The sequence below is a fragment of the Streptomyces sp. NPDC051020 genome, from assembly GCF_040683105.1.
GTDB lineage: Bacteria > Actinomycetota > Actinomycetes > Streptomycetales > Streptomycetaceae > Streptomyces.
In genome coordinates this window covers 152,652-174,492 of the sequence record NZ_JBFBCG010000001.1, presented here as the reverse complement: position 1 = coordinate 174,492, position 21,841 = coordinate 152,652, and the positions used below count along the sequence as shown (strand labels likewise).

Here is a 21,841-nt window from a genome sequence, read left to right as displayed (position 1 = left end):
GCCGCGTCACTTCCGCGGCGGCGCCGTCGACCCCCGCACCATCAGCTCCGCCGCGATGGTCGCGATGCCTCCGGGCGGCGGCGTCTCCCTGCCCATCGCCAGCCGGCCGGCCCGTGCCCCCGCCTCGAACAGCGGTAGCCGTACGGTCGTCAGGGCCGGGACCGCGTCCACCGAGAACGGCAGGTCGTCGAAACCGGCCACGGAGATGTCCTCGGGGATACGCAGGCCGCGGTCCCGGATCGCAGCGCTCGCGCCCAGGGCGACGGTGTCGTTGGCGGCGACGATCGCCGTCATCTCCGGTTCGCGGCGCAGGAGTTCGAGCGTCGCGTCGTAACCTGACCGGCGGTCGTACGGGCCGTGCACGGTGAGACGATCCTCGTCCCCGGCATCTGCGAGGCGCCCTTCCGTGGTCGCGTCGTCCCCGTACAGGCCCGCCGCCGCCATCGCGTCGCGGTGCCCTTCCAGCCGGTGGCGCGTCGTCGTCCGCTCCATCGGGCCCGCGACATAGCCGATCCGCCGGTGGCCGAGCGACAGCAGATGTTCGGTGAGGCGCCGGCCGCCGCCCCGGTTGTCGAAGGCGAGCGCCGCCACGACCGCTTCGCCCTCGGGCAGCGGGGGCCGTCCGCACAGGACCACCCTGGTCCCGGCGTCCGCGAGTTTCGCCAGCTTCGCCGCCATCGCCGCCTGGTGCGCCGGGTCCTCCACCGCGCCGCCGGTGAGAATGACGGCCGCGGCGCGCTGACGCTGCAGCAGGGTGAGGTAGGTGAGTTCGCGTGCGGGGGAGCCGCCGGTGTTGCAGACGACGGCGAGCTTCTCGCCCCCGGCCCGCCCGGAGCCGTCGCCCGGCCCGCCGATCTCGGTCTGCGCCGCCCCGGCCATGATCCCGAAGAACGGGTCGGCGATGTCGTTGACCAGGATGCCGACCAGGTCGGACGTGGCGGCGGCGAGCGAGCTGGCCGGTCCGTTGAGCACGTAGTCCAGGTCGTCGACCGCGCGCAGCACCCGCTCCCGGGTGGACGCCGCCACCGGGTAGTTGCCGTTGAGCACACGGGACACGGTGGCGGGCGACACCCGGGCGCGAGCCGCCACGTCTGCGAGGGTGACTGTCATCGCTTCCTCCGAGGGTTTTGGACGGAGCCCTCTTGTCCGGGCCGCTGTCGGCAGGCTAGCGTCATACCGCATAGAAAGCGCTTGCTACGGCTGTATGGAGGAAACTTCGTGACACGCAGGACAGTGCGCATCGCCATGAACGGCGTCACGGGTCGCATGGGATACCGGCAGCACCTGGTGCGCTCGATCCTCGCGATCCGCGAGCAGGGCGGCCTCGACCTCGGCGGCGGCGAGGTGCTGTGGCCCGAGCCCGTCCTCGTCGGCCGCCGCGCTCACGCGCTGGAGGAACTCGCCGACCCGCACGGTCTGACCGAGTGGTCGACCGACCTCGACGCGGTCCTCGCGGACGAGCGCATCGACATCTACTTCGACGCCCAGGTCACCTCGGCCCGCGTCGAAGCGATCAAGAAGGCGATTGCCGCGGGAAAGCACATCTACACCGAGAAGCCCTCCGCCACGGACGTCGAGGGCGCCCTGGAGCTGGCCCGCCTCGCCAAGGACGCCGGGATCAAGCACGGCGTCGTCCAGGACAAGATCTTCCTGCCGGGCCTGCTGAAGCTGAAGCGCCTCATCGACGGCGGTTTCTTCGGCGAGATCCTCTCCGTGCGCGGCGAGTTCGGCTACTGGGTCTTCGAGGGCGACTGGCAGGAGGCCCAGCGCCCCTCCTGGAACTACCGTGCCGAGGACGGCGGCGGCATCGTCGTCGACATGTTCCCGCACTGGGAGTATGTGCTCCACGAGCTGTTCGGCCAGGTCAAGACCGTTCAGGCGCACGTCCGGACACACATCCCGCAGCGCTGGGACGAGCAGGGCAAGCCGTACGCCGCCACCGCCGACGACGCCGCCTACGGCATCTTCGAGCTGGCCGGTGGCGCCGTCGCCCAGATCAACTCCTCCTGGGCCGTCCGCGTCAACCGCGACGAACTCGTCGAGTTCCAGGTCGACGGAACGCACGGCTCCGCCGTCGCCGGACTGCGCAACTGCCGCGTCCAGCACCGCTCGGCCACCCCCAAGCCGGTCTGGAACCCCGACCTCCCGGTCACCGAGTCGTTCCGCGACCAGTGGCAGGAAGTCCCCGACAACGCCGTCTTCGACAACGGCTTCAAAGCCCAGTGGGAGCTCTTCCTCCGCCACATCGTGCTCGACGAGCCGTACACCTGGGACCTGATGGCCGGCGCCCGCGGTGTCCAGCTCGCCGAGCTCGGGCTCAAGTCCTCCGCCGAGGGCCGACGCCTGGACGTACCGGAGCTGACGCTTTGACTCCTCCCCCTCGTGAACGAGGGGGACTCCTAGCTCACTTCGCCTGACACCTAGCAGGTGGCAGGGCTTACAAGATCAGCACTAGCCGGGTTGAGACCAGCCCGGACGAGCATCACGCGGGCGGAGTTCTTGTCCCTGGAGGACACCGCTCCGCACGCGGTGCACGTATATGTTCGTTCCGAGAGGGGGAGTGCGTGCTTGGCTCTCGCTCCGCACTGCGCGCAGTCCATGGTGGTGTGCGCGGGGTGGACAAGGTGCACGGCGCGGCCGTGCTTGCGGCCCATCTCGATCAGGGCGCGCTTGGTCGTGCCGATTGCTGCGTCGGCCGCTTTACGGGCCATGGTGGACTTGGCGAGGAACTTCGGCCGGAAATCCTCCACGGCAAGGGCGTCGTGGTCGCGGACCACGGTCTTGGCCCACTTGCGGGCGGTGTCCTGCCGCTGGTTGGCGACCTTCTTGTAGAGCTTGGCCCGCAGCTTCTTCGCATGCCGGTAGCCCTTCGATGCGGCCTGCCCCTTCTTCGGCTTGCGCCGGGCCATCATCCGGTCATAGCGGGTCAGCTTCGCCTGGGCCTTCTTGCCGTACTGCGCGTGAGGCAGGTCATGGGTGTCGGAGGTGGTGGTCGCGGTCTCCTTCACACCCCAGTCGATGCCTATCACCCTGCCCGTGGCGGGCAACGGCTCCCTCTCGGTCTCCACGACGAAGCCGACGTACCAGTGCCCGACGGCATCGCGGTACACGCGCACGCTGGACGGGTCGGCCGGAAGATCCCGCGACCACACCACGGTCAGCACGATCCCGCCGGCCAGGTGCAGGCGGCCGTCCTTGAGGCGGAAGCCGCGCCGCGTGTAGTTCAGGGTCGGCAGCGCCTCACGCTTCTTCTTCGGCCAGGGCATCCCCGCCCGCCGGCGCATCGGCAGCCGGGCCTTGATGTCCTTCTGTGCCTTGGCACGGGACTTCGCGAAGTCCCGGATGACCTGCTGCTGAGGAACGGAAGCCCCGTCGCGCAACCACGCCATGGCGGCGCGGGCCTCGGTCAGCATCCGGTCGAGCTGCGCCGGGCCGCACGTCGCCTTCCCGCCCGTGGCCCTGTTGTGGGCGTGGACCTTGCGAGACACCGCCACGCACTCGTTCCACACCCACCGACATCGCGCCCACTCGGCACTCAAGGCCGTGCGGGCAGTGGACGACACACGCAGACGGAAGGTGTACCGGGCGTGCCCGGACCCCTCAGCCGTTTCCTGCGCCGTCGTCATGATCGAGACCTTAACCCCGCCCACTGACAATCAACCGAAAGCGCAGGTCAGAGTAGATGTGCAGAGAACTCCGCCGCTTCGCGGCTCCGCTCCAAGGGCCCATTCCTCCCCGGGCTGAAGCCCCGGGCATCCTGGGAGAAATCCGGTGACGATCCATCTCCCGCAGGGCCCGTACGAACCCCGCACCAACCCGCTCGACCTCGCACCGGCCGGGGCTCCGCTCGCCTCCCGTACGGTCTTCTCCGCCGCCCATGTCGTCGCCGACCCGTACGCCGACATCAGTCCCGACGACCCCGCGGCCGTCGACTGGGACGCCACCCTCGCCTTCCGCCGCCACCTGTGGTCGCACGGCCTCGGCGTCGCCGAAGCCATGGACACCGCCCAGCGCGGCATGGGCCTGGACTGGGCCGGTGCCGCCGAACTCATCCGCCGCTCCGCCGCCGAGGCGAAGGCGGTCGGCGGCCGGATCGCATGCGGCGTCGGCACCGACCAGCTCCCCGCAGGGCCCGCCACGCTCGCCGAGGTGAAGGCCGCGTACGAGGAACAGCTCGCCCTCGTCGAGGAGAGCGGTGCCCAGGCCATTCTGATGGCGTCCCGCGCCCTCGCCGCCGCGGCGAACGGCCCCGAGGACTACCTGGAGACGTACGCACACCTGCTGCGCCAGGCCTCGGAGCCGGTCGTCCTGCACTGGCTCGGCCCGATGTTCGACCCCGCGCTGGAGGGCTACTGGGGCTCGTCGGACCTCGACGCCGCCACCGACACCTTCCTGAAGGTCATCGCCGAACACCCCGACAAGGTCGACGGCATCAAGATCTCGCTCCTCGACGCCGAGCGCGAGATCGACGTACGCCGCCGCCTCCCCGGCGGGGTCCGCTGCTACACCGGCGACGACTTCAACTACCCGGAGCTGATCGCGGGCGACGGCCAGGGCTTCAGCCATGCCCTGCTCGGCATCTTCGACCCGCTCGGCCCACTGGCCGCCCACGCGGTACGCGTCCTCGACACCGGAGATGTGAAGGGCTTCCGCGAACTCCTCGACCCCACGGTCGTGCTGTCCCGGCACCTCTTCCAGGCTCCCACCCGCTTCTACAAGACGGGCGTGGTCTTCCTCGCCTGGCTGGCCGGCCACCAGGACCACTTCACGATGGTCGGCGGCCTCCAGTCCGCCCGCTCACTGCCCCACCTGGCGAAGGCGTACGAACTCGCCGACCGGCTGGGCCTGTTCCCCGACCCGGAGCTGGCCGAATCCCGGATGCGCGCCCTGCTCACGGTCAACGGAGGCGTCCGGTGACGGATCTGTCGCGCCTGAGCATCAACCAGGAGACCATCAAGCAGTGGTCGCTGCCCGAGCTCACCGAGGGCTGCGTCAAGGCGGGCATCGACAAGGTCGGCCTGTGGCGGGGCCCTGTCCAGGAGTACGGAGTCGAGCGCACCGCGCAGCTCCTGAGGGACGCCGGCCTGACCGTCACCAGCCTCTGCCGGGGCGGCTTCTTCACCGCACTCGACCCGGCCGAACGGGCCCGCGCCCTGGACGACAACCGCGCCGCGATCGACGAGGCGGCGGCACTGTCCACCGACACCCTGGTCCTGGTATCCGGCGGCCTCCCGCCCGGCAGCCGCGATCTCCACGGCGCTCGCGAACGTATCGCGGAAGCGCTTGCCGAGCTGGGCCCGTACGCGCGGGAACGCGGTGTACGCCTGGCGATCGAACCGCTGCACCCGATGTTCGCCTCGGACCGCTGCGTCGTCTCCACCCTGTCCCAGGCCCTGGACATCGCGGAGCGATTCCCGGCGGAGCAGGTCGGCGTGGTCGTCGACACGTACCACATCTGGTGGGACGACCAGGCGGCCGCACAGATCGCGAGGGCGGGGGAGGGCGGCCGTATCCACTCGTTCCAGCTGGCGGACTGGATCACCCCGCTCCCGGCGGGCGTACTCGTCGGACGGGGCCAACTCGGCGACGGGAGCGTCGACTTCCGCGCATTCCGCGAAATGGTCGAGGCCACCGGCTTCGACGGACCGATCGAGGTGGAGATCTTCAACGAGGACCTGTGGGCGCGCGACGGCGCCGAAGTCCTCGCGGAGGTCGCGGCGCGGTACGTCGAGCACGCCTGCTGAGAGCGGATTCGAAGCAGTGGGTAAAGACATCGCAAAGGGATGCAACCCTTCCGTACCCTGCCGGGTCGTATCTTGCGTCGGGCGCTTCCGGGAGGGATCCGGGGGGATCGGGAAGCCCTGATGGAGGGGGAAAGCGAGGGGGGTCCGGTCTTCTGACCGGACCCCGTTTCGTCTCCCGGGACACAGCTGCGGGGCTGCGGCCCCCACGGACCCACCAGGGACGCTGGGCGGGACCGGACCGGCACCTCTGCACCGGTCTCAGCGGGTCACCACCGGTCGCCGACACGCACCTTCTTCCACCGGCTCTTGGATATGCACAGCTCGTGCGCGTCGTCGTCCAGCTCGATCTGCCAGCACGCCGGACGCCGGTGCGAGACACGGTGGGTACCGGTCCGCACCGTGCGGCACGACTTCTTGGTCTTGCCGTTGCTCCGGGATGTGGTGCACGCCCTCTTCGTGACCGGCTCGGTCTTCCACGTGGTGCGGGCCGGCTTGTATTCCTTCTCGGTTATGGTGCCGTGCACCTCGCTGCTGCCACAGGCGGCCAGCAGCAGTACGGCCACGGGCACCGCGGCCAGGGCGGCGATCCGACGGAAAGGCATGGGCAGGTCCTCTGCGACAAGGGGGCAATGCCGGGCCAGGTCGGGAGGGTGGCGACGGCGCTGGTCAGCGCAGAATCATAGGGACGGCCGCCTGCACTCCGCTACTGATCACCGCGCCTCTCGCGGCCTCGTCTTCTCCATCCGTGGGGCGGTACGGAGCGCCGGACGCACCACACGCCGTTCCCCCGTGCAGATCTTGAGGTGCTTACGCCCGAGATCTGTGGTGCCGGGGGAACGGCGTGCGGTTCACTGCGAGGAAGGGGTGTTCGAGGCTGTTGGCCGTCGAGATCGGCGTTGCCGCCGACTGATCAGTAGGCCGAGTTGACGTTGTCGATCGAGCCGTAGCGGTGGGCCGCGTAGTTGCAGGCGGCGGTGATGTTGGCGACCGGGTCGTAGATGTTCCACGAGGTGCCGGGGACGTGGTACGCCTTGAAGGTCGGCTCTATGACCTGGAGCAGGCCCTTGGACGGGATGCCCTTGGCGGCATTCGAGTCCCAGTTGTTGATGGCGTTCGGGTTGCCCGAGGACTCGCGCATCAGGTTGCGGTGGATCCCCTCGTAGGAGCCCGGGATGCCCTGCGCCCGCATGATCTCCAGTGACTTGTTGATCCAGGTGCTGACACTGCCGCCGGACTGGGCAGGGACGGCGGCCGAGGCGCCCGGAGCGCCGACGAGAGAACCGGCGACGACTGCGGCGCCGGCGGCGACCATGCCCAGCGAGACCTTCTTGGTCTGGGTCATGTGAGCGAACTTCTTGGACATCGCGGAGATCTGCATCGGAAATTACCTCTTCCGTCGGGATGCCAAGAAGTTTTAAACGGGGCTTAAGTTCCGGTCAATGAGCCTCATTACTATCGAGATACGTACAAGGAACCGGCAGCAGTGTCTGAAATGGCCGCAAACGGGCGACAAGGCGGTCTCTTTGCCCTACTAAGTCGTATCATGGTGACGCACGCCATATCGCCCACCTCACACGGCGAAAGCGTTAAATCGTCACAAAACGGACATGGGTATATTGCCTCCGCCAACCGGAAATCCCTCTATTCGAGCCGCGTGATGAATAAAAAGCACGGTGTAATGAGAGCGCGGTCGGCCCATTCGAAAATCGGCCTGGGGGGCCTGCGGAGGCAGTCTCAACGGAGATGGCGGGTGAAGGCCTCGTCATGAGCCCGGTCGTCGTCGACCCGGCGCCGGACGATGCCGCGCGCATCGCCGAGCGCGGGTTGTCTGGTTCCAGACAATGCGAGTTTCGGACAGTCACCAGCCATTCACCACAGGGTCACTGGACTCACACACTGGGCCCGCCTGCTCGTCCTAGGCACCTTCGAATAGGAGTCCCTGTGAAGAAGACCCTCTCCATGGCGGTCAGCCTGGCGATCGCCGCGACCTGTGCCGTCGGTGTGACTCTCCCCGCGCACGCTGCTGACACGACGGGAGCCACAACCGTCTCCAGCCAGTCGCTCAAGTCGCTCATCGACACCTCCACGATGTCCCCGCAGACCAAGGCCCTCGCAGAGAAGATCCTGGCGAAGCTGCCCGCCGACTGGCAGTCCCGCTCCAAGGCTGCTGCCGCGAAGTACGGCATTGACGATTTGCAGTGGAGCGAGCTGCGCGACAGCCTGATCAATCCCGACGACTACCAGTGCCCGTCGACCGGGCTCAAGGACTGGGCCCGCTCTCTTCTCAAGGGCGCCGAGGACCCCTTCGTCATCTTCATGCTCTCGATCTTCGATGGTTTCGATCTCCCGATCTACGACGCGCTGATCTTCGGCACGGAGTCGAAGTCCAACAAGTTCGGTGTCGACGGTGAGTACACCAACGAGCTCACCTCCGAGATGAAGAACCTCAAGCGGTTCTGGGACATCGACTCGGCGGACATCCAGCTGGTACCCCTGCACGGGGCCGACGTCTTCTCCAGCCCCGAGCGGGTCGCACGCACGCTCTCCGCGCTGTACGGCGGGACGCCGGAGTCCCAGCTCGACCTGGCCGAGATGATCATCGAGCTCGTCAACATGGAACCGATCCTGAAGGGCGGCGCCAACCCGATCTTCTCCTTCAACGCCTTCGCCTACACCGAGAAGAACGAGCCGGAACCGACAGGCGTCTCCGACAGGATCATCATGGGCGACGGCATCCTGCAGGGCATGTCAGCCGTGGGTCTGGGCGACGTCGCGCCGCGGGCCATCGAGGCCCACGAGTTCGGCCACCACGTGCAGTACGAGAAGGATCTGTTCGTGAGCGACCTGACCTGGGCTGAGGCCACCCGCCGTACCGAGCTCATGGCCGACGCGTTCGGGACGTACTACCTGACCCACGCGCGCGGCGAGGCGCTGAACACCAAGCGTGTTCTGGCCTCTGAGCAGTCGTTCTACGAGGTCGGCGACTGCGGCTTCGACAACCCGGGCCACCACGGCACGCCGAACCAGCGGCTCGCCGCGTCCAGTTGGGCGGCGAGCGTGGTCAACGACGCGGCGAACCAGGGCCACGTCCTGCCGTCGCTCACGTTCGCCGGGCAGTTCGATGCCAAGCTTTCCGACCTGGTCAAGCCGGACGCCGGCTGACGCTGCAGTTCGACCGGAGGACGCGCTCCCTCGAGCGACCGAAGATCCGCATGAGGCGGGCCGGATCCCCCTACCGGCCCGCCCCACGCGCCCGTCACGTGTGGGCGATGTCGTCGACACAAGGGCACAGGGAGAAGCAGACCGCCAGGTATGCGGGCGAGGCCGCGGTCTCCCGCCTGGGTGACGGTTCAAAGGACGGTTCAAAGCCAGCCTTGGCGGCTGGCCTGGACACCGAGCTGGAACCGGGTCTGGGTACCGAGTGCCTCCTGCAGGCGGGCAACGCGTCGGGTGACGGTCCGTTCACTCACCCCAAGCTCACGGGCGATCGACTCATCGGTGAGACCGGCGCTGAGGTAGCCCAAAAGCTGTCGCGTCTCATTCGTCGGACGGGCCCAGCCCTCGGTGGGCCCGCCGGCCCGAGGAAGCGGGACGGCTATGCGCCAGTACGACTCGAAGACTCCGATCAGCCCATCCAGCAGGCCCGATGGTTGGACGATGACGCTGTGGTGTCCCGCGCGGTCCGGCGCGACGACGGACAGCACGGCCAAACGATCGTCACAGAGCAGCAGATTCATCGCGAGGTCGGGAAAGACCCGCGCCTGCTCCCCGCGGTCGACGCACGCGTGCGCCGCCTCCAGGGCCTTGGGCTCCTGCAGGATGCCGACGCCGTACACCACCCGGTAGGCGATCCCGCGGGCCAGGGCGTCCAACGCTTCGGTGTCGACCTCCGGCACACGCTCACCCGCGCCCACCGGCCCGATCGACAGCGCGCGCACCTCTGCCACGGCCTCGTTGTGGACCCGTTGCTGGATCACGTCAGGGCTGTGGGAGGTGTCGACGACCTCGATGTAGCTCAAGCCCGAGGTGTGATCGAGCCAGAAACGCGACAGGAGCGTCGCACTCTCGTGGGCGATCCGGGCCTCTCGTGCGCGCCGCTCGGCTATGGCCTCCAGCACTGCGCGAGGCGGCTGGGCGGTCAGCCTGTCATCCGTGCGGGACACCAAGCCGATATCGGCGAGTTCGCCGACCGCGTGCTGCAACCTTTCGGCAGGCGATCCGGCCCGCGCCAGCCGACCGGCGAGCCTCGCCGGGGTCAGCGGACCGTGCTCCACGAGCGTGAGGTAGGCAGCCTCAGCTGTCATGGAGAGGCCGAGATCCTGCAGTGGGCGCATTTTGGGTATGTCACTCCCCACCAGCGGCGCCGCACGGCGCGCGTCACCGACCCCATTCCCACGGGGACTGTCCATCTGCCGGATGGCCGTCACCCTAACATCAGATGATCATGTGGCGGCCGGGCCGAGGTTGGAGACCACCTGGCCGGTTTCGCAGGCCTGGCGACTCCGGCCATGTCCTGCCCCATCTGGCTGTCTTGGTCACCTCCGCCGGGGCTCTCGCTGTGTCTGCCGGCGGGGCCGTCGCGGTGACATGGCAGCGGCCCCATCAGGGCGGTGACCGTAACGGGGCCGCTGTGCTGCCGTGAACGCTTCAGGCGGAGAGCTCGCCTTGCCTGACCGCGGCGACGAAAGTCGACCAGCCGCCCGTGGAGAAGACGAGCGCGGGGCCGTTGACGGCCTTGCTGTCGCGGACGGGGACGGCGTCGTAGCCGGTGGCCACCTCAAGGCAGTCACCCTGACCGCCACCGCTGTAGCTGGACTTGAACCACCCGGTGAGCGTGGACGAGTCGGAGACGCTGCACTTACTGCTGACCATGTTCATATTCCTCTGCTGCTGCCCGCACGAGGGCCAGTGATTCCTGGTGCGACATCGCATCGCTCAAGGCGAGATCGTAGGCCGTTCGACAGGCCTTCACCAGAGCTGGATCATCCATCAGATGCCCTGTCAAGAAGCCCTCGACATAAGCCACCGAAGCGGAGTCCTCGAAGCCCATGAGGGATGCCAGACCCTCTTGCAGTGAATGGGCACCCGCGCTGAACGGCAGCACATGCAGCCGCAGCCGCCCGGCGTCAGCCATGTTCGCGATCTTGCGCAGCTGTTCCGCCATGACCTGCGGCCCACCGGCCTGACGCCTGAGCACGGCCTCGTCCAACAGAGTCCACAGGACAGGGTTCAACGGGCCGTCGAGGATGTGGGCACGCTCGTGCGCGTGCGCTCTTCCGCGCGTACCGGCCGAACCATCGGCAGGAGGACCTTGACAGAGACGTCGTCATCCGGCGGGCTGTCAAGCCCGAACCTCTGGAGCGTAGCCACGCACGACCCCACTCTGTGATGAGTTCGGCACAGAACGCATCCGTTCGTGGGTAAGCAGAGGGAGAGCACGCCGACATGAGACATCTGGTCCACCGACTCACGGAGCCGCTGATGCGGTTGGTACGACTTCCGCAGCGGCGCCGGCTCAGGCCTGGGACGCGGGGCCGGCCGACCTCGATTCCCGTACACGTCTATCCGTACTCCTGCGCGTACGTGGCAGGACCCACGGTTCACCGCACCGGGGAGCGCCCGCCGCGCGGGGAGGACAGTCCGTTGGTCCGCCCGTACATCGAGGCGCACGGGCGATGGGTGGCCGAGGAGCGGCGGCGACGCGTACAGCAGGGCGAGCTACGGATCGCCGTGCACGGGGCGGACATCGACCCTCGGCTCCTGCGCGGGGTGGGGGCCGCGGCATGAGCGTGGAGGAGCGTGAGCCCGGGCACTTCCGGCTTCTGCCGTGGACGGGGGAGCAGGGCAAGCCCTGTTACGTCCTGACGGACGGGTCAGGCCATGTGTCGCGGGTTGCGGACACCATCGAGGTCGTACAGCTCGGCATGGCGGAGGACCTGCTCGGCCACGCCGCCGCACTCCTGGCGGACCGCACGGCCGGGAACATCGAACTCCATTTTCTCGCCAGTCGGCTGACCGAGTCCCTGCGGGAGGTAAAGCGGATCGCCGACAGCCGCGCGATGCGGCTGGGCGACAGGAGCGGAGAGCACCCTTAGACGCGAGCAAGGCGCGGTCGGGGCGGCGGGTCAGCGGAAGAGGTCGAGGAACCCGTTCACCCAGATCCCGACGAACACGATCGCCAGGAGCGCGCAGCCCACGGCCGCCAGAGACTGGCGGAACGACCCGCCCTCCGGAGCACCACCGCGTACCTCTGTGAGGGTGTCCCAGTCGACCGCGTGGCCAAGGGCCTTGGAAGCAGCAGTACGCACGGCTGCCAACTGCTGCTCGGCAAAGGGGGAGTCGGCCGCCGACTCCGGACCTTGCCAGGCCAGGGCGCGCATCCGGCGCACGGGGTTGCTGTACCTCTCCTCGAACGCGGTGACCTCGCCCGGGAGCCTGTGCTCTTCGAGGTAGGTCCAGCGGCCCGCCTCGGCCGGGTCGTCGTACAGCCGGTAGACCGCGGCCAGGCGTCGGCGCAGACCGGGGTGGTGCGGGTAGGAGGAGATCAGTCCCCGCAGCCGTTGGCGCGCCATGGGTATGCGCCCTGCGGCGAGGTCCGCATCTACGCGCTCCAACGTCTTCTTCAGTGCCATGCGCACATCATCGGTGCTTCCCGCAGCCGTGTGTGAGTGAATTATTTCAAGGTGCCCCGGAGTCGATGCGCCCGGCGGCGGCCTGCGGGGCGGTGCCGGTGATGACCGGGGGCTGAGAGTCGGCGATCGGCTGAGCGGTCGTGCGGAGGGGGCCGGGTCGGGGGTGTCAGTGTGAGCCGATAGCGTCGAACCATGTCCAACATGGCCGTCCTCGAAGGTGTGCTTGAGCGCATCACGTACGCGAACGAGGAGAACGGGTACACGGTCGCCCGCGTCGACACGGGTCGGGGCGCGGGTGATCTGCTGACCGTCGTCGGTTCGCTGCTGGGTGCGCAGGTCGGCGAGTCGCTGCGGATGGAGGGGCGCTGGAGCTCGCACTCCCAGTACGGCAAGCAGTTCACGGTGGAGAACTACACGACCGTCCTGCCCGCCACTATCCAGGGCATCCGCCGTTATCTCGGCTCCGGATTGATCAAGGGCATCGGCCCGGTGATGGCCGACCGGATCACCACCCACTTCGGCGTCGACACGCTCGACATCATCGAGCAGCAGCCGAAGCGGCTGGTCGAGGTGCCGGGGCTCGGGCCGAAGCGGACGAAGATGATTGCCGCCGCCTGGGAGGAGCAGAAGGCGATCAAGGAGGTGATGGTCTTCCTGCAGGGTGTGGGTGTCTCCACCTCCATCGCCGTCCGTATCTACAAGAAGTACGAGGACGCGTCGATCTCCGTCGTCAAGAATCAGCCCTATCGGCTGGCCGCGGACGTCTGGGGCATCGGGTTTCTGACCGCCGACAAGATCGCGCAGGCGGTCGGCATCCCGCACGACAGTCCGGAGCGGGTCAAGGCGGGGCTGCAGTACGCGCTGTCGCAATCCACCGACCAGGGGCACTGCTTCCTCCCGGAGGAGCGGCTGATCGCCGACGCGGTCAAGCTGCTCCAGGTCGATACGGGGCTGGTCATCGAGTGCCTCGCCGAACTTGCCGAGGATCCGGAGGGCGTCGTACGGGAGAAGGTGCCGTCGCCCGAGGGGGGCGAGCCGATCACCGCCATCTATCTCGTACCGTTCCACCGCGCCGAGGTCGCTCTCGCCGCGCAGGTGCAGAGGCTGCTGCGGACCCCCGAGGACCGGCTGCCGGCCTTCCAGGACGTGGACTGGGACAAGGCGTTGACGTGGCTCGCCGGTCGTACCGGGGCGACCCTCGCCCCCGAGCAGGAAGCGGCCGTACGGCTCGCGCTCAGCCGGAAGGTCGCCGTGCTGACCGGCGGACCCGGCTGCGGCAAGTCGTTCACGGTCCGCTCCATCGTCGAGCTGGCCCGCGCCAAGCGCGCAAAGGTCGTTCTGGCCGCACCCACCGGGCGGGCCGCCAAACGGCTGTCCGAGCTGACCGGCGCCGAGGCGTCCACCGTGCACCGGCTGCTGGAGCTGAAGCCGGGCGGGGACGCGGCCTACGACCGGGACCGTCCGCTGGACGCCGATCTGGTCGTCGTCGACGAGGCGTCGATGCTCGATCTGCTGCTCGCCAACAAGCTGTTCAAAGCCGTGGCACCCGGTGCCCATCTGCTGCTTGTCGGGGATGTCGACCAGCTGCCGTCGGTCGGTGCGGGCGAGGTGCTGCGCGATCTGCTCGCCGAGGGCGGACCCGTTCCCGCGGTCCGGCTGACGACGATCTTCCGCCAGGCCCAGCAGTCCGGTGTCGTCACCAACGCCCACCGGATCAACTCCGGGACGCCGCCGCTCACTCAGGGCCTGAGCGACTTCTTCCTCTTCGTCGAGGACGAGACGGAGGAGGCGGGCGTCCTCGCGGTGGACGTCGCCGCCCGTCGTATTCCGGCCAAATTCGGCCTCGACCCGAGGCGTGACGTCCAGGTCCTCGCCCCCATGCACCGCGGTCCGGCCGGCGCGGGCACGCTCAACGGACTCCTGCAGCAGGCCATCACCCCGGCCCGCCCCGACCTGCCCGAGAAGCGGATGGGGGGCCGGGTCTTCCGGGTCGGCGACAAGGTCACCCAGATCCGAAACAACTACGACAAGGGGGAGAACGGCGTCTTCAACGGCACGGTCGGCGTCGTCACCTCGCTCGACCTCGATGAACAGCAGCTGACGGTCCTCACCGACGAGGACGAGGAGATCCCGTACGACTTCGACGAGCTGGACGAGCTGGCCCACGCGTATGCCATGACGATCCACCGCTCCCAGGGCAGCGAGTACCCGGCCGTCGTCATCCCCGTCACCAAGAGCGCCTGGATGATGCTCCAGCGGAACCTGCTGTACACGGCTGTGACGAGGGCGAAGAAGCTCGTCGTGCTGGTCGGCTCCCGGCAGGCGATCGGCCAGGCGGTCCGCACGGTTTCCGCCGGCAGACGCTGTACGGCGCTGGATTACCGGCTGCGTGGAGGAGCGGGCGGAGGATCAGCGGAAAAATGATCGATCAAATCGGTGGCAAACATCACGGAGCCCTTCCGGAACCGGAGTCAAGGGGGCAGGATGAGTAAGTTGGCGGCACTCAGTGCCGTCAGTAGGTCCAATGGACGACCCCGAGTGCACTCTCCTGGGCCAAATGGAGGAGGGTGGAGACAGTCAGGGAATCTCGAAGTAGAGCCACTACGTCGGTGAGGGATGACGTGAGCGACAACTCTGTAGTACTGCGGTACGGCGATGACGAGTACACCTACCCGGTGATCGACAGCACCGTCGGCGACAAGGGCTTCGACATCGGGAAGCTCCGGGCCAATACCGGCCTGGTGACGCTGGACAGCGGATACGGCAACACCGCCGCATATAAATCCGCCATCACGTACCTTGACGGCGAGCAGGGCATCCTGCGGTACCGCGGCTATCCCATCGAGCAGCTCGCCGAGCGCTCGACGTTCCTGGAAGTCGCGTACACGCTCATCAACGGTGAGCTCCCCAAGGTCGACCAGCTGGCGACCTTCAAGAACGAGATCACCCAGCACACGCTGCTGCACGAGGACGTCAAGCGGTTCTTCGACGGCTTCCCGCGCGACGCCCACCCGATGGCCATGCTGTCCTCGGTCGTCAGCGCGCTGTCCACGTTCTACCAGGACAGCCACAACCCGTTCGACGAGGAACAGCGCCACCTCTCGACGATCCGCCTGCTGGCCAAGCTGCCGACGATCGCCGCGTACGCGTACAAGAAGTCGATCGGTCACCCCTTCGTCTACCCGCGCAACGACCTCGGGTACGTCGAGAACTTCCTGCGCATGACCTTCTCGGTCCCCGCCCAGGAGTACGACCTGGACCCGGTCGTCGTCTCCGCGCTCGACAAGCTGCTCATCCTGCACGCGGACCACGAGCAGAACTGCTCGACCTCCACCGTGCGTCTGGTCGGCTCCTCGCAGGCGAACATGTTCGCCTCGATCTCCGCCGGTATCTCGGCGCTGTGGGGCCCGCTGCACGGTGGCGCCAACCAGTCGGTGCTGGAGATGCTCGAAGGCATCCAGGTCAACGGTGGCGACGTCGACTCCTTCATCCGCAAGGTGAAGAACAAGGAGGACGGCGTCCGGCTGATGGGCTTCGGTCACCGCGTCTACAAGTCCTTCGACCCGCGCGCCAAGATCATCAAGGCCGCGGCCCACGACGTGCTGTCGGCGCTCGGCAAGTCCGACGAGCTGCTCGACATCGCGCTGAAGCTGGAGGAGCACGCGCTCTCCGACGAGTACTTCGTCTCGCGCAACCTCTACCCCAACGTGGACTTCTACACGGGTCTGATCTACCGGGCCATGGGCTTCCCGACCGAGATGTTCACCGTGCTCTTCGCGCTCGGCCGGCTTCCGGGCTGGATCGCCCAGTGGCACGAGATGATCAAGGAGCCGGGATCCCGCATCGGCCGCCCGCGCCAGATCTACACCGGCGAGGTCCTGCGCGACTTCGTCCCGGTCGAGAGCCGCTGAATCTCGTAGCACCCCCTGCACCACCCCGGCCGCTGCGGCCGGGCTGCCTTCGCCCCGCGTACCGCGCTTTCGCACAGAGCGCGGTGTCCGGGGCGATTCGCGTACCAGGCCCGCCCCCGCATGCAGCGAGAAGCGCCCCGCCCTCGATCCCCCCACGGGCCGACAGCGAGGCGCTTCCCATATCCCGGAGCGGATTCCCCCCACGGGATCCGGCCGGGCGTCTGCGGGAGCCGAAGCTCCTGGGTGTTCCCCGGTACTGCTGCACTACGTCACTGCGGTTGCACGTCTCGCGGTCTGCCGGGGTACGTACCTTCGGGAGGGCCGCTCAAAGCTCCCCGGTGCACGTGCCCCGGCCAACGCTTGCCTGAAGCATCCCCCAAGACGCTTCGTCGGACGTCCCCCAAGACATCCTTGGCATCGCACTCTTAGACTCGCGAACCCACCGGATGGTTACCCTCAAACCGATGTGATCTAGATCTCTTTGTGGAAATCACGTGAAGGCGCGCAACCGCAGGCTGTTCGTCACGACGAAGACCGATGAACAGGCCATCGCCGCTCCGGCAATCATAGGGTTGAGCAGGCCAAACGCCGCAAGGGGTAGGGCGGCAACGTTGTAGCCAAATGCCCAGAAAAGGTTGCCCTTGATCGTGGTCAGGGTGCGTCGTGAGAGCCGGATGGCATCGGCGGCCACCTCGAGATCTCCACGAACGAGGGTGAGATCGCTCGCCTCGATCGCGGCGTCCGTGCCGGTGCCCATGGCCAGCCCGAGGTCGGCGGTGGCGAGGGCCGCCGCGTCGTTGACACCGTCCCCGACCATCGCGACCGAACGGCCCTCCGCCTGGAGCCGCTCGATGACGTGCACCTTCTCCTCGGGGAGCACCTCGGCGTAGACCTCGTCGATGCCGACGGCACGGGCGACGGCGTCCGCCACGGCCCGGTTGTCGCCGGTCAGCAGCACCGGCCTGAGGCCGAGGGCGCGCAGCTCGGCAACGGCTGTCGCACTGGAGTCCTTGATCGCGTCGGCGACCCCGAGAACGCCACGCGCCTCGCCGTCCCAGGCAACCGCGATGGACGTACGTCCCTGGGCCGCCGCGCCCGCGAGGGAGCCGGACAGCGCCTCGGGGACGGCGATCCCGGCGTCGGTGAGCAGCTGGGGGCGTCCGACGAGCACCTGGTACCCGTCGACGGTGCCGCGTACCCCGAGCCCCGGGACGTTGACGAAGGACTGGACAGCGGGGAGCGAGGCCCCGGTGCGTTCGGCGGCGCCGGTGGCGACGGCCTGGGCGATGGGGTGCTCGGAGGCGTGCTCCAGGGCGCCCGCCAGCCGCAGCAGTTGCGTCGCGTCGGTGCCGGGCGCCACGTGGACGTCCTGGAGAGTCATCCGGCCGGTGGTGACCGTGCCGGTCTTGTCCAGGACGATCGTGTCGATACGCCGGGTGGTCTCCAGGACCTCCGGGCCCTTGATCAGGATGCCGAGCTGCGCGCCGCGCCCGGTCCCCACCATGAGCGCGGTGGGAGTGGCGAGGCCGAGCGCGCAGGGGCAGGCGATGATCAGTACGGCGACGGCGGCGGTGAACGAGGCGGTCACGTCGTCCGTGAACAGCAGCCAGACGACCAGGGTGACCAGCGCGAGCAGCAGGACGACCGGGACGAAGACCGCGGAGATCCGGTCGGCGAGGCGCTGTACCTCGGCCTTTCCGTTCTGGGCGTCCTCGACGAGCCTGGCCATCCGGGACAGCTGGGTGTCGGCGCCGACCCGGGTGGCGCACACGACGAGGCGGCCCGAGACATTGACGGTGGCGCCGGTGACAAAGTCCCCGACGTTCACATCGACCGGAACGGACTCGCCGGTGAGCATCGACGCGTCCACGGCGGAGGCGCCCTCGGTGACGGTGCCGTCGGTGGCGATCTTCTCGCCGGGACGGACCACGAAGCGGTCGCCGACGGTGAGCCGGGCGACGGGGACGCGTACTTCGGTGCCGTCCCTGAGGACGGAGACGTCCTTCGCGCCCAGGTGCATCAGCGCACGCAGCGCGGAACCGGCCTTGCGCTTGGACTTCGCCTCCAGATGGCGGCCCAGCAGGATGAAGGTGATGACCCCGGCGGCCACTTCCAGATAGATGGTGGAAGAGCTGTCCGTGCGTGAGACGGAGAAGTCGAAGCCGTGCCGCATCCCGGTCATGCCCGCGTCCCCGAAGAACAGCGCCCAGAGCGACCAGCCGAACGCGGCGAGTGTGCCGACGGAGACGAGGGTGTCCATGGTGGCCGCGCCGTGCCGGAGGTTGGTCCAGGTGGCGCGGTGGAAGGGCAGTCCGCCCCAGACGACCACGGGGGCGGCGAGCGTGAGGGAGAGCCACTGCCAGTTGTCGAACTGGAGGGACGGGACCATGGCCAGGAGCACGACGGGGGCGGCGAGGACGGCCGAGACGGCCAGCCGCTGCCGCAGGGCGGCGAGGGCGTCGGCCGCGCTGCGCTCGGCTTCGGTTTCCTCCGGCGCGGTGCCGATGTCCGCCGCCCCTTCGGTTTCCCGGATCTGTCCGGTCTCTTCGGTCCGCTCGACCTCGGCGGGGCTGGTGGCCACGGGCGGCGAGAGCGTTTCGGCGGGCAGCGGGGGCGGCGCCGGCGCGGGCCGTTGTACCGGCTGTGCGGTGTATCCGGTCTTCTCGACCGTGGCGATCAGATCAGCCAGCCGGGTCCCGGCGCCGAACGCGACGCGTGCCTTCTCTGTCGCGTAGTTCACGGACGCGGTGACGCCGTCCATCCGGTTGAGCTTCTTCTCGACGCGGGCCGCGCACGAGGCGCAGGTCATCCCGCCGATCGTGAGTTCCGCTTCCGAACCCGCGACTGCCGGGGCTTCGGCCTCTGTTGCGCTGTGCATGTCCGAACTCCTGAAATGCCGACCGGGCCGTGCCCCACCAGTATCAGCTGGTCGGTCCGGCCCGGTGGCGCAAGGGGTGGTGCAGATGATGCGGGTGGTGCTGGTGGCGCGGGTCCGCAAGGTGTCCGGGTGGGCCCGGACGGCCTTCAGGCCTGGCCGGCGAGCTCGTAACCCGCCTCGTCGACCGCGGCGCGGACGGCGTCCTCGGACAGCGGCGCCTCGGAGACGACGGTCACCTCTCCGGTGGAGGCCACGGCCTTCACCGACGTGACACCCTCGATGCCGGAGATCTCCGCGGAGACGGCGCCTTCGCAGTGCCCGCAGGTCATGCCCGTCACCCGGTAGACGGTGGTGACCGCACCCGCCGTTGCCTCGGTGTTTGCACCGTCGTGGCAGGAGCCGTCGGGCGAGCAGCAGGAGCCGGTGGCCTGGGGGAGCTGGGTCTCGGTGGTCATGGTGTTCTCCTCTTCGACGTGTACAGCTTCAATGCGGCGCCAGGGAGTCCCGGGAAGGCCGGTGCGCCCCAACACGCAGATTCTATACCCCTAGGGGGTATTAATGCGAGGGGGGCCCGCTGAGGAGATGTCCGCACCCGCTCCCGATCGGGACAGGATCGGCGCCGGGGCGTGGAACGGACGGAGGCCCCGTGCGGCGCAGGGTCGGAGCCGGTCGCCGTACGGGGCCTGGAACGGACGGAGGGAGGGAGGGGGAGAGGGCGTCAGCCCTTGCGGCCCCGGTTGCTCGGGCGGGCAGCGACCCAGGCGCGGACGGTGTCCGCGTACCAGTAGGGCTTACCGCTCTCCACATGGTCGGGTGCGGGAAGGAGACCGTGCTTGCGATACGAGCGAACGGTCTCCGGCTGCACCCGGATGTGTGCGGCAATGTCCTTGTAGGACCAGAGCCTTCTGTCCGTCATAGGTGACACCTCTCTGCGCCGCAGCGGCAGCCGGGGGGCTGTCGGGAGAGCCGCGGCACGGACGCTGACGATCACTCAGCCTGTGTCCGGTGAACGACACGGAGTGACGAGCGGGGAGGGGCTGTCGAACGCCTGTGACGGAAGGCCCGCGTAACGCGGACATGTGTGACGAGGGAGTGATATCTGCGACAGAAGGCGCGCATTCGGGCGGGGGCCTAGGCGTGCCAGAGCGCGAACCAGGTCTGCGGACCGACCAGGCCGTCCGGGACGAGTGGCGGGTGGTCCGCCTGGAAGCGCTGAACAGCGGCGAGGGTCGTCGTCCCGAAGGTGCCGTCGACGGCACTCCACGGCAGATAGCGGCGGTTGGCCAGAAGGCACTGCACCTCGGAGACCCGTTCGCCCTGCTCGCCGAAGAAGGTCAGCTGATCACCGTCGTAGAACACGCAGGCCGCGCCGGGCGAGGGGAGCGGCTGCTCCGTGGCGCGCCCGGCGGCCCAGGCGACGGGGGCGGTGCTGAGGGCGGCAGTCAGGGCGAGTGCGGCCAGGACCGAGGCCCCTGCCGTCCTCGCGGAGAGAGACGTCTTTCGGATCACGGTGAGTTGCTCCTCGTGCGGTCACGGGGTGCGGAAGGGGCCGCACCCGCTTCTCTGCGAGCACAACACCGCACACTGCCGGGACGTCACATCCGCGCCCCGTTCGGCGTGTCCTGCTCGGGCGCGGGTGTCTGTGCCGGTGTGCCGCAGGAGCGGAGGAAGGCGCGGGTGCGACGGGCGATCGGCAGGGGCTTGTCGGGCGGGCACGGATACATGTCCTGCTCGACGATCGCGAACAGATCGACGTCCAGCCGTCGGGCCGCGTCCAGCACGGGCCCCAGGGCGGGTACGCCGTTCGGCGGTTCGCACATGACGCCCCGCGCCACGGCCGGCCCGAACGGCACCTCGTCCGCCACGACTTCGGCCAGGACGTCCGGGTCGACCTGCTTGAGGTGCAGGTAGCCGATCCGCTCGCCGTAGGTCTCGATCAGCTTGACGCTGTCCCCGCCGCAGTAGGCGTAGTGGCCGGTGTCGAGACAGAGCGAGACCAGGTCGGGATCGGTGGCGTCGAGGAACCGGTGGACGTTCTCCTCGCTGTCGATATGGGTGTCGGCATGCGGATGGACGACGATCCGCAGTCCGAATCGGTCCCGTACCTCGCGGCCCAGCCGCTCCGTCTGCGTGGTGAGGTGGCCCCACTGTTCCGCGGTGAGGGTGCGGTCCTCAAGGATCTCGCCGGTCTTGTCGTCCCGCCAGAATGACGGGATGACCACCAGATGCCCGGCGCCCATCGCCCGGGTGAGTGCCGCGATGTCGGCGACATGCGCCCAGGTCCGTTCCCAGACGTCCGGGCCGTGGTGCAATCCGGTGAAAACGGTGCCCGCGGAGACGGTGAGTCCGCGGCGGCCGGTCTCCTCGGTGAGGCGGGCCGGGTCGGTCGGGAGGTAGCCGTACGGGCCCAGCTCGATCCACTCGTAGCCCGCCTCGGACACCTCGTCGAGGAAGCGCTGCCACGGCACTTGGCGGGGATCGTCGGGGAACCAGACCCCCCAGGAGTCGGGTGCCGAGCCGATACGGATGCGGGCCGGAGCGGAAGCGGAGGAGGTCATGCGGCCAAGAATTCGGCGCCGGAAGACGAGTGTCAAGAGAACGTCCTTATGTCCGGACAAAATGTTGACAGGATTCCGGAGAGAGGGCTAGACCTGGGGGCAGCCGCTCCGGTCGCCG

20 protein-coding genes and 1 pseudogene are annotated in these 21,841 nt (G+C 68.6%); 8 read left to right on the top strand and 13 right to left on the bottom strand.

All coding sequences use genetic code 11. The annotated features are described in order from the left end of the window. Nucleotides 1-6 precede the first annotated feature (6 nt). Entirely contained in the window at nt 7-1,110 is a 1,104-nt protein-coding gene (locus tag AB0N06_RS00675; RefSeq protein WP_366132598.1) for a LacI family DNA-binding transcriptional regulator, read from the bottom strand. A 108-nt stretch (nt 1,111-1,218) separates the two neighbouring features. Here AB0N06_RS00675 and AB0N06_RS00670 point away from each other — a divergent pair, with 108 nt between their 5' ends. After that, nucleotides 1,219-2,370 carry a Gfo/Idh/MocA family oxidoreductase gene (locus tag AB0N06_RS00670; protein WP_366132597.1) on the top strand — a complete coding sequence of 384 codons (1,152 nt, stop codon included), beginning with the start codon at nt 1,219-1,221 and terminating at the stop codon, nt 2,368-2,370. A 50-nt stretch (nt 2,371-2,420) separates the two neighbouring features. Here the strand turns inward: AB0N06_RS00670 and AB0N06_RS00665 are convergent, their stop codons facing one another. Next, complete coding sequence (locus tag AB0N06_RS00665) at nt 2,421-3,626, bottom strand: transposase (protein ID WP_366132596.1); 1,206 nt, start codon at nt 3,624-3,626, stop codon at nt 2,421-2,423. A gap of 145 nt (nt 3,627-3,771) precedes the next feature. Here AB0N06_RS00665 and AB0N06_RS00660 point away from each other — a divergent pair, with 145 nt between their 5' ends. Together AB0N06_RS00660 and AB0N06_RS00655 are read left to right on the top strand one after the other, a co-directional pair. Then, nucleotides 3,772-4,917 carry a dihydrodipicolinate synthase family protein gene (locus tag AB0N06_RS00660; protein WP_366132595.1) on the top strand — a complete coding sequence of 382 codons (1,146 nt, stop codon included), beginning with the start codon at nt 3,772-3,774 and terminating at the stop codon, nt 4,915-4,917. Next, nucleotides 4,914-5,744 (top strand): sugar phosphate isomerase/epimerase family protein, encoded by an 831-nt coding sequence (locus AB0N06_RS00655; RefSeq protein WP_366132594.1) that lies wholly within the window; start codon nt 4,914-4,916, stop codon nt 5,742-5,744. Before AB0N06_RS00660 ends, AB0N06_RS00655 begins: the two co-directional genes overlap by 4 nt. Before the next feature lie 266 nt (nt 5,745-6,010). Here AB0N06_RS00655 and AB0N06_RS00650 read toward each other — a convergent pair whose 3' ends face one another. Continuing rightward, nucleotides 6,011-6,346, bottom strand: a complete 336-nt coding sequence (locus AB0N06_RS00650) for a hypothetical protein (protein ID WP_366132593.1) — start codon at nt 6,344-6,346, stop codon at nt 6,011-6,013. 308 nt (nt 6,347-6,654) lie between these two features. Next, a complete protein-coding gene (locus AB0N06_RS00645) occupies nt 6,655-7,086 on the bottom strand; it encodes a transglycosylase SLT domain-containing protein (protein ID WP_366132688.1) in 432 nt (143 codons plus the stop codon). Between the two features lie 599 nt (nt 7,087-7,685). Here AB0N06_RS00645 and AB0N06_RS00640 point away from each other — a divergent pair. Then, the gene (locus AB0N06_RS00640) at nt 7,686-8,906 is read left to right on the top strand and encodes a hypothetical protein (protein WP_366132592.1); all 1,221 of its coding nucleotides are present in this window, start codon (nt 7,686-7,688) and stop codon (nt 8,904-8,906) included. Nucleotides 8,907-9,106: 200 nt separating this feature from the next. Here AB0N06_RS00640 and AB0N06_RS00635 read toward each other — a convergent pair whose 3' ends face one another. From AB0N06_RS00635 to AB0N06_RS00625, 3 genes and pseudogenes are all read right to left on the bottom strand, one after another. Beyond that, nucleotides 9,107-10,048 carry a LuxR C-terminal-related transcriptional regulator gene (locus tag AB0N06_RS00635; protein ID WP_366132591.1) on the bottom strand — a complete coding sequence of 314 codons (942 nt, stop codon included), beginning with the start codon at nt 10,046-10,048 and terminating at the stop codon, nt 9,107-9,109. A gap of 343 nt (nt 10,049-10,391) precedes the next feature. Further along, nucleotides 10,392-10,616, bottom strand: a complete 225-nt coding sequence (locus AB0N06_RS00630; protein ID WP_366132590.1) for a DUF397 domain-containing protein — start codon at nt 10,614-10,616, stop codon at nt 10,392-10,394. Next, nucleotides 10,603-11,001 (bottom strand): annotated as a pseudogene (locus AB0N06_RS00625) (DUF5753 domain-containing protein); the annotation flags it as partial. The gene AB0N06_RS00630 and the pseudogene AB0N06_RS00625, both read right to left, overlap by 14 nt. A 188-nt stretch (nt 11,002-11,189) precedes the next feature. Between AB0N06_RS00625 and AB0N06_RS00620 the strand changes: the two are divergent. Beyond that, entirely contained in the window at nt 11,190-11,531 is a 342-nt protein-coding gene (locus AB0N06_RS00620; RefSeq protein WP_366132589.1) for a hypothetical protein, read from the top strand. Next, a complete protein-coding gene (locus AB0N06_RS00615) occupies nt 11,528-11,839 on the top strand; it encodes a hypothetical protein (RefSeq protein ID WP_366132588.1) in 312 nt (103 codons plus the stop codon). The genes AB0N06_RS00620 and AB0N06_RS00615 overlap by 4 nt, the downstream gene beginning before the upstream one ends. Before the next feature lie 30 nt (nt 11,840-11,869). On the opposite strand, the gene AB0N06_RS00610 is transcribed toward AB0N06_RS00615, so the two are convergent. After that, entirely contained in the window at nt 11,870-12,376 is a 507-nt protein-coding gene (locus AB0N06_RS00610; protein ID WP_366132587.1) for a DUF6584 family protein, read from the bottom strand. 192 nt (nt 12,377-12,568) lie between these two features. On the opposite strand from AB0N06_RS00610, the gene AB0N06_RS00605 reads away from it, so the two are divergent. Next, nucleotides 12,569-14,800: an ATP-dependent RecD-like DNA helicase gene (locus AB0N06_RS00605; protein WP_366132586.1), complete on the top strand. Its 2,232-nt coding sequence runs from the start codon at nt 12,569-12,571 to the stop codon at nt 14,798-14,800. A 197-nt stretch (nt 14,801-14,997) separates the two neighbouring features. After that, on the top strand, nt 14,998-16,287 hold the full coding sequence (locus AB0N06_RS00600; RefSeq protein WP_366132585.1) for a citrate synthase: 1,290 nt from the start codon (nt 14,998-15,000) through the stop codon (nt 16,285-16,287). Between the two features lie 490 nt (nt 16,288-16,777). Here the strand turns inward: AB0N06_RS00600 and AB0N06_RS00595 are convergent, their stop codons facing one another. The 5 genes from AB0N06_RS00595 to AB0N06_RS00575 all read right to left on the bottom strand — a co-directional run bounded on the left by AB0N06_RS00595 (nt 16,778) and on the right by AB0N06_RS00575 (nt 21,723). Further along, nucleotides 16,778-19,165: a heavy metal translocating P-type ATPase gene (locus tag AB0N06_RS00595; protein ID WP_366132584.1), complete on the bottom strand. Its 2,388-nt coding sequence runs from the start codon at nt 19,163-19,165 to the stop codon at nt 16,778-16,780. A 146-nt stretch (nt 19,166-19,311) separates the two neighbouring features. Next, the gene (locus AB0N06_RS00590; protein ID WP_366132583.1) at nt 19,312-19,620 is read right to left on the bottom strand and encodes a heavy-metal-associated domain-containing protein; all 309 of its coding nucleotides are present in this window, start codon (nt 19,618-19,620) and stop codon (nt 19,312-19,314) included. 263 nt (nt 19,621-19,883) lie between these two features. Next, nucleotides 19,884-20,081 (bottom strand): AlpA family transcriptional regulator, encoded by a 198-nt coding sequence (locus AB0N06_RS00585; protein WP_037694159.1) that lies wholly within the window; start codon nt 20,079-20,081, stop codon nt 19,884-19,886. Between the two features lie 215 nt (nt 20,082-20,296). After that, on the bottom strand, nt 20,297-20,674 hold the full coding sequence (locus tag AB0N06_RS00580; RefSeq protein ID WP_366132582.1) for a peptidoglycan-binding protein: 378 nt from the start codon (nt 20,672-20,674) through the stop codon (nt 20,297-20,299). Between the two features lie 86 nt (nt 20,675-20,760). After that, nucleotides 20,761-21,723, bottom strand: coding sequence for a sugar phosphate isomerase/epimerase (locus AB0N06_RS00575; RefSeq protein ID WP_366132580.1), 963 nt, complete (start codon nt 21,721-21,723; stop codon nt 20,761-20,763). Nucleotides 21,724-21,841: the final 118 nt, after the last annotated feature.

Excerpts from the sequence above, each read along its gene's own strand:
- AB0N06_RS00645 (WP_366132688.1), bottom strand. The coding sequence starts at position 7,086 with ATGACCCAGACCAAGAAGGTCTCGCTGGGCATGGTCGCCGCCGGCGCC.
- AB0N06_RS00610 (WP_366132587.1), bottom strand. The coding sequence starts at position 12,376 with ATGGCACTGAAGAAGACGTTGGAGCGCGTAGATGCGGACCTCGCCGCA.
- AB0N06_RS00615 (WP_366132588.1), top strand. The coding sequence starts at position 11,528 with ATGAGCGTGGAGGAGCGTGAGCCCGGGCACTTCCGGCTTCTGCCGTGG.
- AB0N06_RS00635 (WP_366132591.1), bottom strand. The coding sequence starts at position 10,048 with ATGACAGCTGAGGCTGCCTACCTCACGCTCGTGGAGCACGGTCCGCTG.
- AB0N06_RS00605 (WP_366132586.1), top strand. The coding sequence starts at position 12,569 with ATGTCCAACATGGCCGTCCTCGAAGGTGTGCTTGAGCGCATCACGTAC.
- AB0N06_RS00575 (WP_366132580.1), bottom strand. The coding sequence starts at position 21,723 with ATGACCTCCTCCGCTTCCGCTCCGGCCCGCATCCGTATCGGCTCGGCA.
- AB0N06_RS00665 (WP_366132596.1), bottom strand. The coding sequence starts at position 3,626 with ATGACGACGGCGCAGGAAACGGCTGAGGGGTCCGGGCACGCCCGGTAC.
- AB0N06_RS00590 (WP_366132583.1), bottom strand. The coding sequence starts at position 19,620 with ATGACCACCGAGACCCAGCTCCCCCAGGCCACCGGCTCCTGCTGCTCG.
- AB0N06_RS00595 (WP_366132584.1), bottom strand. The coding sequence starts at position 19,165 with ATGCACAGCGCAACAGAGGCCGAAGCCCCGGCAGTCGCGGGTTCGGAA.
- AB0N06_RS00620 (WP_366132589.1), top strand. The coding sequence starts at position 11,190 with ATGAGACATCTGGTCCACCGACTCACGGAGCCGCTGATGCGGTTGGTA.
- AB0N06_RS00650 (WP_366132593.1), bottom strand. The coding sequence starts at position 6,346 with ATGCCTTTCCGTCGGATCGCCGCCCTGGCCGCGGTGCCCGTGGCCGTA.
- AB0N06_RS00675 (WP_366132598.1), bottom strand. The coding sequence starts at position 1,110 with ATGACAGTCACCCTCGCAGACGTGGCGGCTCGCGCCCGGGTGTCGCCC.
- AB0N06_RS00585 (WP_037694159.1), bottom strand. The coding sequence starts at position 20,081 with ATGACGGACAGAAGGCTCTGGTCCTACAAGGACATTGCCGCACACATC.
- AB0N06_RS00630 (WP_366132590.1), bottom strand. The coding sequence starts at position 10,616 with ATGGTCAGCAGTAAGTGCAGCGTCTCCGACTCGTCCACGCTCACCGGG.